The sequence below is a fragment of the Mesorhizobium sp. NZP2234 genome (assembly GCF_013170765.1).
In the GTDB taxonomy this organism is placed as follows: domain Bacteria; phylum Pseudomonadota; class Alphaproteobacteria; order Rhizobiales; family Rhizobiaceae; genus Mesorhizobium; species Mesorhizobium loti_D.
The window spans coordinates 974732-989643 of sequence record NZ_CP033364.1 but is presented as its reverse complement, the minus strand read 5'-3'; the positions used below and the strand labels follow the sequence as shown (position 1 = coordinate 989643).

Genomic DNA, 14912 nt, shown 5'->3' with positions numbered 1-14912 from the left:
TCCCCACAAGGGGGGAGAGTAAGCGCTTTACGTGTTCATCGAATCGAAGAAATCGGCGTTGGTCTTGGTCTGCTTCAACTTGTCGATGAGGAACTCGATCGCGTCGGTGGTTCCCATCGGCGCCAGGATGCGGCGCAGCACGAAGATCTTCTGCAGGTCGGAGCGTGGAACCAGCAGGTCCTCCTTGCGGGTGCCGGACTTCAATATGTCCATGGCCGGATAGATGCGCTTGTCGGCGACCTTGCGGTCGAGCACGATTTCCGAATTGCCGGTGCCCTTGAACTCTTCGAAGATGACTTCGTCCATGCGGCTGCCGGTATCGATCAGCGCCGTGGCGATGATGGTCAGCGAGCCGCCTTCCTCGATGTTACGCGCCGCACCGAAGAAGCGCTTCGGGCGCTGCAGCGCGTTGGCGTCGACACCGCCGGTCAGCACCTTGCCGGATGACGGCACCACGGTGTTGTAGGCGCGGCCGAGACGGGTGATGGAATCGAGCAGGATGACGACGTCGCGGCCATGTTCGACCAGGCGCTTGGCCTTTTCGATCACCATTTCGGCGACCTGGACGTGGCGCACCGCCGGCTCGTCGAAGGTCGAGGACACGACCTCGCCCTTCACCGAACGCTGCATGTCGGTCACTTCTTCCGGTCGCTCATCGATCAAAAGCACGATCAGATAGCATTCGGGGTGATTGGTGGTGATCGAGTGGGCGATGTTCTGCAGCAGCACCGTCTTGCCGGTGCGCGGCTGCGCGACGATCAGGGCGCGCTGGCCCTTGCCGAGCGGCGCCACCAGGTCGATGACGCGCGGCGAGATGTCCTTGGAGGTCGGAACCTCCATCTCCATCTTCAGCCGCGAGGTCGGATAGAGCGGCGTCAGATTGTCGAAGTGGATCTTGTGACGGATCTTTTCGGGATCGTCGAAATTGATGGTGTTGACCTTGAGCAGCGCGAAATAGCGCTCGCCCTCTTTCGGGCTGCGGATCGGCCCTTCGACCGTATCGCCGGTCTTCAAGGAAAAGCGACGGATTTGCGACGGCGAAATATAGATGTCGTCGGGACCCGGCAGATAGTTGGCGTTGGCCGAGCGCAGGAAGCCGAAACCGTCCTGAAGCACTTCGACCACGCCGTCGCCGATGATCTCGACGTCCTGGGCGGCCAGTTTCTTCAGGATCGCGAACATCAGCTCCTGCTTGCGCATGACGCTGGCATTCTCGACCTCGAGCGATTCGGCGTAAGCGATCAGCTCCGGCGGTTTCTTGTTCTTGAATTCGGTAAGCTTCATTTCTTGCATAGACGGACTCTGGGTGAGCTTTGGGAAAAAATATCGGCGGGATGCGACAAATGCCGGGCGCGGCCGAAAACAATGAGGGGGCGGCGCATGACGGGAAGGAAGACCCGTCTTTTATCGTCGGTCGGATGAAAGAGCAAGCCGCGTTTTGCGGGCCGAAAAAGGCCTGGAGCGCGGCATGTCGTAACCTAAAACCGCGACCGCTTTCGCGCGGCCTGCGTCAGAACGGCTTGACGACTACCAGGATCACGATTGCGATCATCAGCAATGTGGGGATTTCGTTGATCATCCGCCAGTGCTTCGCGGACTTTTCATTGCGATCCTCAGCGAATTTCCGCGCCGCGCCCGCCAGATAGCCATGGACACCGGACAACAGAAGCACCAGGCCGATCTTGGCGTGCAGCCAGCCGCCCTGGAAGCCAAAGACTTTCCAGGCAAGCCACAGCCCGAACACCCAGGTAACGATCATCGCCGGATTGATGATGCCGCGCAGCAGGCGCCGCTCCATCACCTTGAAGGTCTCCGACTGCACTGAACCTTTCTCGGCATCGACGTGATAGACGAACAGCCGCGGCAGATAGAGCATGCCGGCCATCCAGGAGATGACGGCGAGGATATGGATCGCCTTTGCCCAGGGGTAGAAGCCTTCGGGTGCGACCAAAAACAGAAGCGCCGTCAGCACAATCAGGACGCCGATGCCGATGACCATGCGTATCATCGCCTGGCCGGTGCTGTTGGTGTTGTTCATCTCGGCCATCAGCGTACCGCGCTCCTCACCTGTTTCACCATTGCCTCGACATGCGCGATCGGTGTCTCCGGCGTGATGCCGTGGCCTAGATTGAAGATCAGCGGTCCGTCACTCAGCGCTTTCAGGATGGTCTCGACGCCATCGGACAGCGCCTTGCCGCCAGCCACGAGCCGCAAGGGATCGAGATTGCCCTGAACGGCCCCCGAGCGCTGCAGATCCTTCGCCGCCGCCAGCGGTACCGTCCAGTCGATCCCCAGCCCCGTCACGCCGGTCTTCTGGCGATAGGTCCGGTAGCGGGCGCCGGCACCCTTGGGAAAACCGATGATCGGGACATCGGGATGGACCGCCCGAACCTGCCTGACGATCTCGGCCACCGGCCAGACGCAAAACTGGTCGAACGACGCGTCGTCGAGCACGCCCGACCAGGAATCGAAAATCTGCACGACGTCGGCACCGGCCTCGATCTGGCGGATCAGATAGGCCGCCGAATGATCCGCCAGCACCTTCAGGAGCTGTTGAAACGCCGCCGGCTCACGATAGGCGAACAGCCGCGCCGGCGCCTGGTCGGGGGTTCCATGGCCGGCAATCATGTAGGTCGCCACCGTCCACGGCGCGCCGCAGAAGCCGATCAGGGTGGTTTCTTCAGGCAGCTTTGCCCGCAACCGGCGAACCGTCTCATAGACCGGTTCGAGATTCACGTGAAACACATCGCTTTCCAGAGCCATGATCTCGGCAACCGAGATCGGCGTCAAAAGCGGTCCTCGCCCTTCTTCGAAGCGCACGTCGCGGCCAAGCGCATGCGGAACGACAAGGATGTCCGAGAACAGGATCGAGGCATCGAAGCCGAAGCGCTCGATCGGCTGCAGCGTCACTTCGACGGCGAGATCGGGATCGTAGCAGAGATCAAGGAACGAACCGGCGCGCCTGCGTGTTTCACGATACTCAGGCAGATAGCGCCCGGCCTGACGCATCATCCAGAGCGGAGGCGGAAACACTGCCTCGCCCTTCAGGACGTCCAGCATGATCCGGCTTTTGGGCATTGAACGCTCGCCTCTCCCAGCCTTCCTATAATCAAAGATTCTTATATCTAAGATTCTTCTGATTCTAAGAGTCTGTTGGTTGTGGTGGTTGTCACCTGTCCCGCTTCGTCAGGCAAAAAGCCAGCAAGCATATTGTCGCGCGCTTCTCTCTCCCGGCTGCACCGTTCTGGGGACAGTCCGGAATCTATCATTGGAGTCAAAGCCTTGGAACATCCCGCAAAAAACCGGCCCTGTGGATGGTCGGAAGGCAAAAGCGCCCGTCCCCAGATTTGTCCCCAGCCGCTCGGCGAAGCTGACAGAGGATCGAATTGTGGACAAACCGGCATCTGATACAGTCGCCCCCCACGACCCTGCCTTTCCATTCGACCTTATCCACATCCGCCCACAGCCCCAGGTGATCCCTGTGAACAAACCCCAGAGCTTCTTTCACCTGCATCTGATTTCCGATGCGACCGGCGAAACGCTGCTCGCCGCCGGGCGGGCGGCCTCCGCGCAATACAAGGATGCGCGCGCCATCGAGCACATCTACCCGCTCATCCGCACCGAAAAGCAGGTGGCCAAGGTGTTCGAGGACATAGAGGAGGAGCCGGGCATCATCCTCTATACGGTCGTCGACCAGAAGCTGGCGCGCGGCATCGACGAGCGCTGCGCCACCATGGGCCTGCCCTGTGTCTCCGTGCTGGAGCCGGTGCTCACCGTCTTCCAGTCCTATCTCGGCACGCCTGCCGGCCGGCGCGTCGGCGCCCAGCACGTCCTCGATGCCGAATATTTCCGCCGCATCGACGCTCTCAACTTCACCATGGACCATGATGACGGCCAGTTGCCGCTCAACATGGATGATGCCGATGTCGTGCTGATCGGCATCTCGCGCACCTCCAAGACGCCGACCAGCATCTATCTCGCCAATCGCGGCATCAAGACCGCCAACATACCGATCGTGCTTGGCGTGCCGGTGCCCGAAAGCCTGGTCGCCGCCAAGACACCGCTGATCGTCGGGCTGATCGCCACCGCGGAGCGCATCTCGCATGTCCGCCAGAACCGTATCCTCGGCAACAGCAGCTCCTACGTGCCGACCGACTATGTCGACCGCGCGGCGATCAACGAGGAGCTCGCCTATGCCCGACAGATCTGTACCCGCCATGGCTGGCCGATGATCGATGTCAGCCGCCGCTCGATCGAGGAAACGGCCGCGGCGATCGTTGCCCTGAGAGGGAAGAACAGATAATTGGGGCCGGGCTGCGGGTTTGTTTGCATCCACCGTCGCGAAGCTCGAAGGTCACGCCATGCCGTGACGGTGGCCAAGGGGTGCGGCGGTCGAATGCACGCCACTCAGCCAGCATCCCAACCACAAATATCCAGGCACAAACCATGACCGAAAAAATCATCCTCGCCTCCGGCAGTCCGTTCCGCAAGGCGATGCTCGTCAATGCCGGGCTCGACATAGAGGCGGTGCCCGCCGATGTCGATGAGCGCGCGCTCGAAGCGCCGTTGCAGGACAGCGGGGTTTCGCCCGAGGATGTCGCCCTGGTGCTGGCCGAGGCGAAGGCCACCGAGGTCAGCGAGCGCTGGCCCGGCGCGCTGGTGCTTGGCTGCGACCAGACCTTGTCGCTCGGCGATGAAGTGTTCCACAAGCCGGCCGACATGGAGGGTGCGCGCCGCCATCTCCTGGCGCTATCGGGCAGGACGCATCAGCTCAACAGCGCCGCGGTGCTGGTCCGTGACGGCAAGGTGCTGTGGCGCCATGTCGGTATCGCCTCCATGACCATGCGCAAGCTCGACCCCGGCTTTATCGGCCGCCACCTCGCCCGCGTCCGCGCCAGGGCGCTGTCCAGTGTCGGCGCCTATCAGATCGAAGGTGAAGGCATCCAGCTTTTCGAGAAGATCGAGGGCGACCACTTCACCATTGTCGGCCTGCCGCTTTTGCCGCTGCTGGCGGAACTGCGCACACTGGGAGCCATCGATGGCTGAGGCAACGAAAAGGGCCTTCGTCACCGGCCATCCGATCAAGCATTCGCGCTCGCCGAAGATTCACGGCCACTGGCTGGCCAAGCACGGCATCAATGGCAGCTACGAGGCCATCGACGTGGCGCCGCGGGATTTTGCCGAATTCATCGCGACATTGCAGGCAAACGGGTTTCGCGGCGGCAATGTCACCATCCCGCACAAGGAAGCCGCCTTCGCCCTCGTCCACCGCCGCGACCAGGCGGCCGAGGAGATCGGCGCCGTCAACACGCTGTGGTTCGAGGACGGCGTCCTGTGGGGCGGCAACACCGATGGCCACGGCTTTGCCGCCAACCTCGATGATTACGCGCCGGGCTGGGCGAACACCGGACCCGCGGTCGTGCTTGGCGCCGGCGGCGCGTCGCGCGCCGTCATCCAGGCGCTGAAGCAGCGTGGCGTCGCCGATATCCGCATCGTCAACCGCACGCTGGCCCGGGCACAGGAACTGAGCAACCGTTTCGGCGCCGGCGTTTCGGCGCACGGCACGGCGGCGACCGACGAATTGCTGGCCGACGCCGGCCTGCTGGTCAACACCACCGCGCTCGGCATGGTCGGCAATGAAGGCCTCTCCGCCGATCCGGCCTTGCTGCCGGACCATGCCGTCGTCACCGACCTCGTCTATGTGCCGCTGGAGACGCCGCTGCTTGCCGCGTCGCGCGCCAGGGGGCTGAAAACGGTCGACGGTCTCGGCATGCTGCTCAACCAGGCCGTGCCCGGCTTCGAACACTGGTTCGGCGTCAGGCCGCAGGTCACGGCCGAGCTGCGCGCGCTCATTGTCGCCGATCTGGTGCCGAAACCATGATCGTGCTCGGCCTGACCGGCTCGATCGGCATGGGCAAGTCGACGACGGCGAAGATGTTCGCCGAGGCCGGCGTGCCGGTCCACGATTCCGACGAGACGGTGCATCGGCTCTATTCGGGCGCGGCGGCGCCTTTGGTGGAGGCCGCCTTTCCCGGCACCACGAGTGGCGGCGTGGTCGATCGCGCAAAACTTGGCGCGCGCGTCCTTGGCGATGCCGCCGCGCTGAAGCAACTGGAAGCCATCATCCACCCGCTGGTCCGCGCCGATGCCGACGCGTTCCTGGCCAAGCATCGTAACGCCGGCGAATCGATTGCCGTGCTCGACATTCCTCTGCTGTTCGAAACCGGCGGCCGTGGCCGCGTCGACAAGGTCGTCGTCGTCACCGCGACCGCCGAAGTGCAGCGCCAGCGCGTGCTGGCGCGGCCGGGCATGACGGAAGAGAAACTGGCGGCCATACTGGCCAAGCAGGTGCCGGATGAGGAGAAGCGCCGGCTGGCGGATTTCATCATCGACACCGGCCAGGGGCTGGATGCAGCGCGGGCGGCGGTCGATGCGATCATTGCGGAATTGATCGGGTGTCGCTGACGCTTCCTTCCCTTCTCCCCCTGTGGGAGAAGGTGTCGCCGAAGGCGACGGATGAGGGGTGCTCCAGGGGACGCCAACGCCTCACTCCGCTGGAACACCCCTCATCCGTCTCGGCGCTAACGCGCCGATCCACCTTCTCCCACAAGGGGAGAAGGGAAAAGAGGCATTGCCATTTTGTTCCGGTCTCGTGATTCTGCTCCTTTGGAGCGACTGATTCGATGCGCGAGATCATCTTCGACACGGAAACCACCGGACTTGATTCGCGCGACGACCGCGTGATCGAGCTGGGCGGCGTCGAACTGGTCAACCGTTTTCCGACCGGCAGGACCTTCCACCACTACATCAACCCGCAGGGCCGGGCGATCCATGAGGAAGCGCAAGCGGTGCACGGCATCAGCGCGGCCGACCTCGCGGGCAAGCCGACCTTTGCCGAAATCGCCGAGGAATGGCTGACCTTTACCGACGGCGCCAAGCTGGTCGCCCACAACGCCACTTTCGACATCGGCTTCCTCAATGTCGAATTCGGCCGGCTCGGTCATCCCGTCGTCGATCCCGGCCGCGTCGTCGATACGCTGGCGCTGGCGCGCCGCAAGCACCCGATGGGTCCCAATTCGCTCGACGCGCTCTGCCGGCGCTACGGCATCGACAACACGAAGCGCACAAAGCACGGCGCGCTTCTCGATTCCGAATTGCTGGCCGAGGTCTATATCGAGCTGATCGGCGGCAAGCAGGCGGCCCTCATCCTCGACAGTTCGACCGCGCCGGCGCGGGGCAGCGAAAATGTCCGGCATATCGAAATCATCGTCGCCCAACGCCCGGCCCCATTGCCGTCGCGCTTCACCGAGGCCGATCGCGCCGCTCACGCCGCCATGGTCGCCACGCTCGGCGAAAAGGCGCTCTGGCTGAAAGCGACGTCACCCGAAGCGAATATCGCGACGTCGTCCTAGGCTTCAGTACGGCCATTCGCTCCGGCCCAGCGCGCCAACCGCCGCGATGATGCGCGCGAGTGCCTCGGCGGCCGCGGGCACCGTGGTGCGGGCGCGCAGGAAACTGTGAACCAGGCGCTTCTCCTCATGCCACCATGCCTTGCCGCCGGCGGCCAGGATGCGGTCGCGATAGGTCTCGCCATCGGATGACAGCGGGTCGCATTCGGCCGTGATGATCACCGTCGGCGGCAGGCCTGAAAAATCGCTGTCGCGCAGCGGCGAGAAGGTGGGATCGTCAGGCGCTTGCCGCCTGGCCGAGCGGACGTCGCGGTAGAAGGCGATGTCGCCGACGGACAGCAGCGGCGCCTCGGCATGCTCGACGTAGGAACCCTTGCTCTCGTCGCCGCCAAGGCCGGGATAGATCAGAACCTGGCCGATCGCGGTCCGGGCGTGTCGGCGCGTTGCGTGCGCCACCGCGGCGGCCAGATTGCCGCCGGCGCTCTCGCCGCACAGCACGATCGGCAGATCGGTGGCGGCCGCTGCCCATGCGAAAGCGGTCATCGCATCGTCGAAGGCGGCGGGATGGACATGTTCGGGCGCCAGCCGGTAGTCGACCGACAGCACGTCGAAGCCGGTGCCGGCGCAGAGTTCGGCGCAGATGTCGTCATGGCTGTCGAGCCCGCCAAGGATGAAGCCGCCGCCATGGAAATAGAGCACCATGGCGCGCGCGGGGCTGCCGGCGGGCTGGTAGTGGCGGATCGGAATGCCGTGGCCCGGCGCGGCGACCAGGCCATCGCTGACCTTGACCCCTGCCGGGCGCCCTTGATGGAAGGCCCGGCACATCCTGTCATAGACCGCGCGCTGCCTGTCGATCGGCAGGCCGGTGATCTCGGGCGGATACCAGGCGTTGACGCTGTCGATATAGGCCCAAAGCGCCGGATCGAGCCGTGTTTCATATTTGCCGCGGCCGGTCATGTCGGTCTGCTCAACCTGTTCACAGATCGGCGTAGAGGGCGGCTGCGTTGTCGAAACTGAAGCGCAGCGGCACCGAGCCCTCGACCTGCCAGGCGGAGACCACCTCGCCGGCCAGCAGCCGGCAGGCGCCGTCCGTGTCGGTGACCGCGCCGCCATAAAGCCGGTTGGCAAGGTTGAGGATGCCGGTCTGGTGCATGGCCGCACTGCCGCTGCCGCAGGCATCCTTGACCAGCAGCACGCGAAAACCTTTCGCAACCGCATCCTTTACGGATGCGTCGATACAGGCCTCGGTCCACACACCGGCGATGACCAGCCATTCGATACCGGACGCCTTGAGTCTATCGGCGGCCGAACCGGTGCGAAAGGCGCTGGCCTCGGCCTTGATCAGCAGCGCCTCGCCATCGGCGGGCGCCACCTCATGGCAGATTTCGGTCAGCGGATCGCTCTTGTCGGAGAAAGCCGACTTGCCGTCGGCGCCGACGGGATGAAAGGGCCGGTCCTGCTTGTCGAGATCGACGATATAGGCCCAATGCTGGAGCGGCACGTGGTTGGCGCGCGCCGCTTCCTGCAGGCGCCGGACATTGGCCAGGATGCCGGCGAAGCCCTCGACCAGATAGCGCGGGTCCTGCCGGTGCTCCTCCTGCAGGTCGATGAAGACCGCGGCCACGGTGCCGCGCTTGATGGCGATGGGGCTTTTCATGCGGAGGCGCCTTGGCTTCGTGTGGCCGCCGCCGCTCCTTTCAGTGAGCTGGCGCAACCGGTGGTGATTGGCCGTCGCCTCCCCACCTTCGTCATCCACGGGCGGAGCAGGAGCGAAGCGCCGTCGCGGTGACCCGAGGATCCATGCCGTGACCTTTCTGACGGGCGCAGCGGAGAAGAATTCAGGACCGTGGCGACGCGTTGGAGTCCCGGCATGAATCCCAGGGTCTGCGCCGCGTCGCTGCGCTCCTTGCTCCGCCCTGGGATGACGAAGGGATGGGTATTCGCGCTGATTGCCAACGGACGGAGACCCCCCATCAGACCTGCTTCTCCAGAAACTCATCCTCATAGGGGAAGCGCGACAGAAGCTCCGTCCCGGTGTCGGTGATCAGGATCTCGTCCTCCAGCTTGACGCCCTCGCGGCCGCCCTTCTCGCCAATATAGCTTTCCACGCTCACCACCATGCCTGGCACGATATGGCCGTCGCGGCCATAGGTCTCGTAATCCATGGCATGCGCGATGAACGGCGTCTCGCCATGCATGCCGACGCCGTGCATGACCGAAGTGTAGCGCTGGTCGACGAAGCGGTCGGGGATTTTCCACGCCTTCTCGGCGATCTCGCGGAACGCCATGCCGGGTTTGACGATCGAGATATTGTGCTGAACCTGGTCGTGCGCCATGCGGTAGAGCGACTTCTGGTAGGGCGTCGGCTTGCCGGGTCCGCAGCGGAAGGTGCGCGAGAAATCGGAATAATAGCCGTAGCAGCCGATCGTGTCGGTATCGAGCGCCAGCAGCTCGCCCGGCCGGATTTTTCGCCCGCTGGCCTCGTTGAACCAGGGATTGGTGCGTTGGCCGGACGTCAGCAGCCGCGTCTCGATGAACTCGCCGCCCTGGCGGATGACCTCGCCATACATGATGGCGAACAGGTCGTTTTCGGAGACGCCGGGCCTGATGGCCTCGCGCACCGCATAGACCGCGGCCTCGGCGCCGGCCATCGACACCTGCAGGCATTTCACCTCCTCCGGCGTCTTCACCGCGCGCACGGCCAGGATCTCGCCCTGGCAATCCCGCACCTCGCAGCCACGCTTTTCCAGCGCCAGCGCCTGCAGATGGCTGCAGCGGTCGAGCCCGAGCTTCATCGAGCCGCCGCCATGCTTCTTCAAAAGCTCGGCGATCTCGTCGGCGAAGGGTCCGGCGGTTTCGTCGTCGCGGCCCGAGACCGACGACCAGACCAGCTTGGAAGGCCGCGCCTCGTCGATCGTGTCGAGCACCATCGAGACATGGTAGCTCTGCGGATATTCGAAAAGCACGATCGGCCCTTCGGTGGGGATGAAGAAATAGCGGGTCGAGTTGCGCAGGAAATAGCCGAACATGTTGCGCGAGCCGGTGGCATAGCGCTGGTTGTACGGGTCGAACAGCACGACGCCGCCATAGCCCGCCTCGCGCATCCAGCCGCGCAATTTAGCCAGCCGGCCTTTGCGCAAGGCGTCGGCATCGATGAAGGATGGCTCCGTATCGGACAGCCACATGCCGCCGGCCGGATCGGCCGCCGCCGGGTGACGCATGCGATCCTTGAAGTCGACGTCCTCGGTGCTGTCTGGTTCGAATACGACGATGCTCATGGGGTGCCTGGCCTTGGGTGGATTTGCTAGGCCGGGAGCATGGCGCAGGCGGGGCCGAAGGATTGTGCGGAAAACCGCGTGTGTTGTGCCGGATGCCGCTGACGCCTGCCTTCGTCATCCACGGGCGGAGCAAGGAGCGAAGCGACGCGGCGAAGACCCGAGGATCCATGCCGGGGCGTCTGTGCTACATTAAAGCGGTTCAGAACCAGGCATTCTCGCGGGGGACGACACTTGGACCGCTGCATATTTTGGCCGATGTCGCGGCATGGATCCTAGGGTCTCCACGCCGCTTCGCGGCGCTCCGCCCTAGGATGACGAAGATAGCCCCTAATGCCGCCTCGCGAGTTTCGGCGGATGTCCATGCTCTTCCCGGAAAGCCCGGGCAAAACTCGACATCGAAGCGAAGCCGCAGGCCAGCGCTACGTCGCGCACCGCGAGCGTCGAATGCGCCAGCAGGTCGGCAGCGCGTTTCAGCCGCAGGCGCCGGTAATAGCCGTTGGGCGAGATGGCGAGTTCGGAGCGAAAGGAGCGTTCGAGCTTGTCGGAGGACACGCCGAGCCGTGCGGTGAGCTCGGCCATTCCGAGCCGCTCCTCCACCGCATCCTCCATGATCGCGATCGCCGACAGCACCAGCTCGTTCTGGACGCCGGTGCGCAGGCGCAGCGGCATCAGCTTGCGGTCGACGCTGGAGCGCAGCTGGCTGTGCACGAACCATTCGGCGACGCCGGCGGCAAGCTCGGCACCGTAATCCCTTGTGATGATCTCCAGCATCATGTCGAGGCTGCCGACGCCGCCGGCCGAGGTGAAGCGCTTGCGGTCGATGACGTAGAGGTCGCGCTTGAGCTCGATGTTGGGGAAGGCCTCGGTGAAGGCGGCCTGGCTGGTCCAGTGCAATGTACAGGCGTGGCCGTCGAGCAGGCCGGCCCGAGCCAGGAAGAACGCCGCATCCGCCACCGCGCCGATATGGGCGCCATTGCGCAGGCTGCGGCGTATCCAGTTGGCGGCGTCTTCGGCGACGAGATGATCGGCGTCACCCCCGGAGCATACGACTATGCGGTCGACCTTGGGCGCATCCTCGGCGTAGAAACCGGGCTGGATGACGACGCCGTTCGAGGCCTCGACCGCACCTTTCGTGCCGCCGACTATGATCCAGCGGTAGCACTCCCGCTTCGCCAATATGTTGGCGGCGCGCAACGGCTCGATGACGGAGCTGAACGCCATCATCGGAAAGCCGGGGAATACAAGCACCGCGAAGGTCAGAGTCTCGGTGGGCCTTTGGGGTTCGCGCGTCGCCATGGGCGCTACATCTCGGGCGAATGACGCGAGAGGTCAACCGGGCGGCGGCTGATCGATATCATGAAGCGTTGGCGCCGCCCCTCACCTGCCTGCTGTCATCGATGGTTTCGCCAATCGCACGGCGTTGCGGCCAGCCTCTTTCTCCCCGTCACTATACGGGGAGAAATGCCCGGCAGGGCAATGAGGGGCGGCGCTGACCTTGGCTCTCGATAGGTCTAGCCCCCCAGCGCCTGCTCCAGATCGGCGATCAGATCATCGCCATCCTCGATCCCCGCCGACAGCCTTACCAGTGAATCCGATATGCCGATCTCCTCGCGCTTCTCGGTGGGAATGGAGCCATGCGTCATCAGCGCGGGGTGCTCGATCAGGCTTTCCACGCCGCCAAGGCTTTCGGCGAGCGTGAACAGCTGCGTGCGTTCGAGGAAGCGTTTGGTGCCGGCCAGGTCGCGGTCGAGCACGGCTGATATCATGCCGCCGAAGGCGTGCATCTGCTGGACGGCGATGGCGTGCTGCGGATGGCTGGCGAGGCCGGGATAGATCACCCGGCGCACATCCTTGCGGGCTTCCAGCCACTGCGCGATCTTCAGCCCGTTGTCGGAATGCCGCTCCATCCTGAGCGCCAGCGTCTTCAGGCCACGCAAGGCGAGAAAACTGTCGAACGGGCCCGATATGGCGCCGATGGCGTTCTGCAGGAATTTCAGCTGGGCGGCGAGATCCTTGTTGTCGCCGACAACCGCCACGCCGCCGACCATGTCGGAATGGCCGTTGAGATATTTGGTCGTCGAATGGACGACGATATCGATGCCGAGCTCCAGCGGCCGCTGGATATAGGGGCTGCAGAAGGTGTTGTCGGCGACCGACAGGAGGCCCTTGCGTTTGGCGAGAGCCGCGACGCCTTCGAGATCGACGATGCGCAGCAGCGGGTTGGTCGGCGTCTCGACCCACAGCAGTTTCGTTTCGGGCCGGATCGCGGCCTCGACCGCCGCCAGGTCTGTGAAATCGACGAACGAGACCTGCAGGTTGGCCGAGCGTTTGCGCACCCGCTCCATCAGCCGGAACGAGCCGCCATAGATGTCGTCGGTGGCGACGATATGGGCCCCGCTATCGAGCAGTTCGAGCACCGTCGAGATCGCCGCCAGGCCTGAAGCGAAGGCGAAGGCGGCGGTGCCGCTTTCGAGGTCGGCCACGGCGCGCTCGAAGGCAAAGCGGGTGGGGTTCTGGCTGCGCGCGTATTCGAAACCCTTGTGCACGCCGGGTGACTGCTGGCCGTAGGTCGAGGTGGCGTAGATCGGCACCATCACCGCGCCGGTCAGCGGGTCGTGGCTCTGGCCGCCATGGATGGTGCGCGTCGAAAAGGCCAGGCGGTTCTTGCCGGCTGGCGGGGTGTGTTTGGTCATCGGGCGCGCCTCAGATGGTTGATCAGGTCGATGCGGGTTATCAGGCCGACGAACTCGTCGCCTTCGAAGATGATGGCGACCTCGTTGCGGTCGAACACCGGCAGCAGCGCATCCAGCGTCTGGCTGGCCTGCAGCGTGTGCAGATTGGAGGTCATGGCCGTGCGCACGGGGCCGTTGAACCGCTCCCAGCGGCCGTCATAGGGGCCGTCGACCTTGGCCAATATGTCGCTCTCGTCGACGATGCCGACGAGCTTGCCATTGTCGAGCACCGGCAGCTGCGACACATCCGAGCGGCGCATGCGGCCATAGGCGTTGAGCAGGCTTTCGTCCGGGCCGACATAGACGGTGTCGCCTGTGCGGTGCGAGCGCATGACGAGGTCGCGCAGGTCGCCATGCTGCTCGTGCTCGGCCAGGCCCTGCTCGGCCAGCCAGAAATCGTCGAACACCTTGGACAGGTATTTGTTGCCGCTGTCGCAGACGAAGGTGACGACGCGCTTCGGCACCGTCTGTTCGCGGCAATAGCGCAGCGCGGCCGACAACAGCGTGCCCGAGGAGGAACCGGCCAGGATGCCTTCGCGCGACAGGAGATCGCGTACCGCCAGCATGCTCTGCTTGTCCGTGATGGAATAGGCCTTCCTGACCAGCGACAAATCGGCATTGGGCGGCACGAAATCCTCGCCTATGCCTTCCACCGTCCAGCTGCCGGCCTCTTCCATCTTGCCGGTCTTGATCAAGGGCGCCAGCACCGAGCCGACCGGATCGGCCAGCACCATTTCGGTCTTCGGCGACACCTGGGCAAAATATCGGCCAAGCCCGGTCAGCGTGCCGCCCGAGCCGACGCCGACGACAACCGCGTCGACATTGCCGTCGAGCTGCGAAAAGATCTCCGGGCCGGTGGTCGTCTCATGTGCCAGCGGGTTGGCCGGATTGGCGAACTGGTTGGCGTAGAAGGCGCCCGGCACCTCCGCCGCGATTTTCTCGGCCATGTCCTGGTAATATTCGGGGTGGCCCTTGCCGACATCGGAGCGCGTCATGCGCACCTCCGCACCCAGCGCGCGCAGATGCTGGATCTTTTCGCGCGACATCTTGTCGGGCACGACCAGCACGATGCGGTAGCCCTTGGGGATGCCGACCTGGGCAAGGCCGAGGCCGGTATTGCCCGCGGTTGCCTCGACGATGGTGCCGCCCGGCCTGAGCTTGCCTTGCTTTTCGGCGGCGGCGATCATCGACAGCGCGATGCGGTCCTTGATCGAGCCGCCGGGATTCTGGCTTTCGAGCTTGATGAACAGCCGGCATTTGCCGGTGTCGAACTTGGTCAGCTCGACCACCGGCGTCTGGCCGATCAGGTCGAGAACCGAGGCATAGGGAGGGCGCAGCCGGGATGTTGCGCTGTCCGAGGCGGCATTGTCCGACGCGGCTTGCCTGTGCTCGCTCATTTCGATGCTCCATGATCAAGCGACCGCCTAGGGGGGCAGAGCGGCAGCGTAGCCTCTTTTCCAGCCGTTTGTCGCCGGAAAGAAGATAGATCATGC

General features: G+C 64.3%; 14 protein-coding genes. 5 read left to right on the top strand and 9 right to left on the bottom strand.

Annotated features, from left to right (window positions below; genetic code table 11):
* Positions 1–27: 27 nt before the first annotated feature.
* From rho to hemE, 3 genes are all read right to left on the bottom strand, one after another.
* The gene (gene rho, locus EB230_RS04715; protein WP_081294988.1) at positions 28–1293 is read right to left on the bottom strand and encodes a transcription termination factor Rho; all 1266 of its coding nucleotides are present in this window, start codon (positions 1291–1293) and stop codon (positions 28–30) included.
* 217 nt (positions 1294–1510) lie between these two features.
* Positions 1511–2047, bottom strand: a complete 537-nt coding sequence (gene hemJ / locus EB230_RS04710) for a protoporphyrinogen oxidase HemJ (RefSeq protein WP_056574233.1) — start codon at positions 2045–2047, stop codon at positions 1511–1513.
* On the bottom strand, positions 2047–3078 hold the full coding sequence (hemE, locus tag EB230_RS04705; RefSeq protein WP_172371602.1) for a uroporphyrinogen decarboxylase: 1032 nt from the start codon (positions 3076–3078) through the stop codon (positions 2047–2049). The genes hemJ and hemE overlap by 1 nt, the downstream gene beginning before the upstream one ends.
* 403 nt (positions 3079–3481) lie before the next feature.
* Here hemE and EB230_RS04700 point away from each other — a divergent pair, with 403 nt between their 5' ends.
* From EB230_RS04700 to dnaQ, 5 genes are all read left to right on the top strand, one after another.
* Positions 3482–4303 carry a pyruvate, water dikinase regulatory protein gene (locus EB230_RS04700; protein ID WP_056574226.1) on the top strand — a complete coding sequence of 274 codons (822 nt, stop codon included), beginning with the start codon at positions 3482–3484 and terminating at the stop codon, positions 4301–4303.
* A 143-nt stretch (positions 4304–4446) separates the two neighbouring features.
* On the top strand, positions 4447–5046 hold the full coding sequence (locus EB230_RS04695) for a Maf-like protein (protein WP_056574224.1): 600 nt from the start codon (positions 4447–4449) through the stop codon (positions 5044–5046).
* Positions 5039–5881 (top strand): shikimate dehydrogenase, encoded by an 843-nt coding sequence (locus EB230_RS04690; RefSeq protein ID WP_056574221.1) that lies wholly within the window; start codon positions 5039–5041, stop codon positions 5879–5881. Before EB230_RS04695 ends, EB230_RS04690 begins: the two co-directional genes overlap by 8 nt.
* A complete protein-coding gene (gene coaE, locus EB230_RS04685; protein ID WP_172371600.1) occupies positions 5878–6465 on the top strand; it encodes a dephospho-CoA kinase in 588 nt (195 codons plus the stop codon). Before EB230_RS04690 ends, coaE begins: the two co-directional genes overlap by 4 nt.
* A gap of 218 nt (positions 6466–6683) precedes the next feature.
* A complete protein-coding gene (dnaQ, locus tag EB230_RS04680) occupies positions 6684–7412 on the top strand; it encodes a DNA polymerase III subunit epsilon (RefSeq protein ID WP_172371598.1) in 729 nt (242 codons plus the stop codon).
* 3 nt (positions 7413–7415) lie between these two features.
* On the opposite strand, the gene EB230_RS04675 is transcribed toward dnaQ, so the two are convergent.
* From EB230_RS04675 to EB230_RS04650, 6 genes are all read right to left on the bottom strand, one after another.
* Positions 7416–8366, bottom strand: coding sequence for an alpha/beta hydrolase (locus tag EB230_RS04675; protein ID WP_172371596.1), 951 nt, complete (start codon positions 8364–8366; stop codon positions 7416–7418).
* Positions 8367–8385: 19 nt separating this feature from the next.
* Positions 8386–9066, bottom strand: coding sequence for an isochorismatase family protein (locus tag EB230_RS04670; protein ID WP_056576352.1), 681 nt, complete (start codon positions 9064–9066; stop codon positions 8386–8388).
* A gap of 316 nt (positions 9067–9382) precedes the next feature.
* The gene (locus tag EB230_RS04665) at positions 9383–10687 is read right to left on the bottom strand and encodes a Xaa-Pro peptidase family protein (protein ID WP_172371594.1); all 1305 of its coding nucleotides are present in this window, start codon (positions 10685–10687) and stop codon (positions 9383–9385) included.
* A gap of 327 nt (positions 10688–11014) precedes the next feature.
* On the bottom strand, positions 11015–11983 hold the full coding sequence (locus EB230_RS04660; RefSeq protein ID WP_056574201.1) for a GlxA family transcriptional regulator: 969 nt from the start codon (positions 11981–11983) through the stop codon (positions 11015–11017).
* 215 nt (positions 11984–12198) lie between these two features.
* Entirely contained in the window at positions 12199–13380 is a 1182-nt protein-coding gene (locus tag EB230_RS04655; RefSeq protein ID WP_172371592.1) for a PLP-dependent aspartate aminotransferase family protein, read from the bottom strand.
* The gene (locus EB230_RS04650; protein ID WP_172371590.1) at positions 13377–14816 is read right to left on the bottom strand and encodes a pyridoxal-phosphate dependent enzyme; all 1440 of its coding nucleotides are present in this window, start codon (positions 14814–14816) and stop codon (positions 13377–13379) included. The genes EB230_RS04655 and EB230_RS04650 overlap by 4 nt, the downstream gene beginning before the upstream one ends.
* Positions 14817–14912 lie beyond the last annotated feature (96 nt).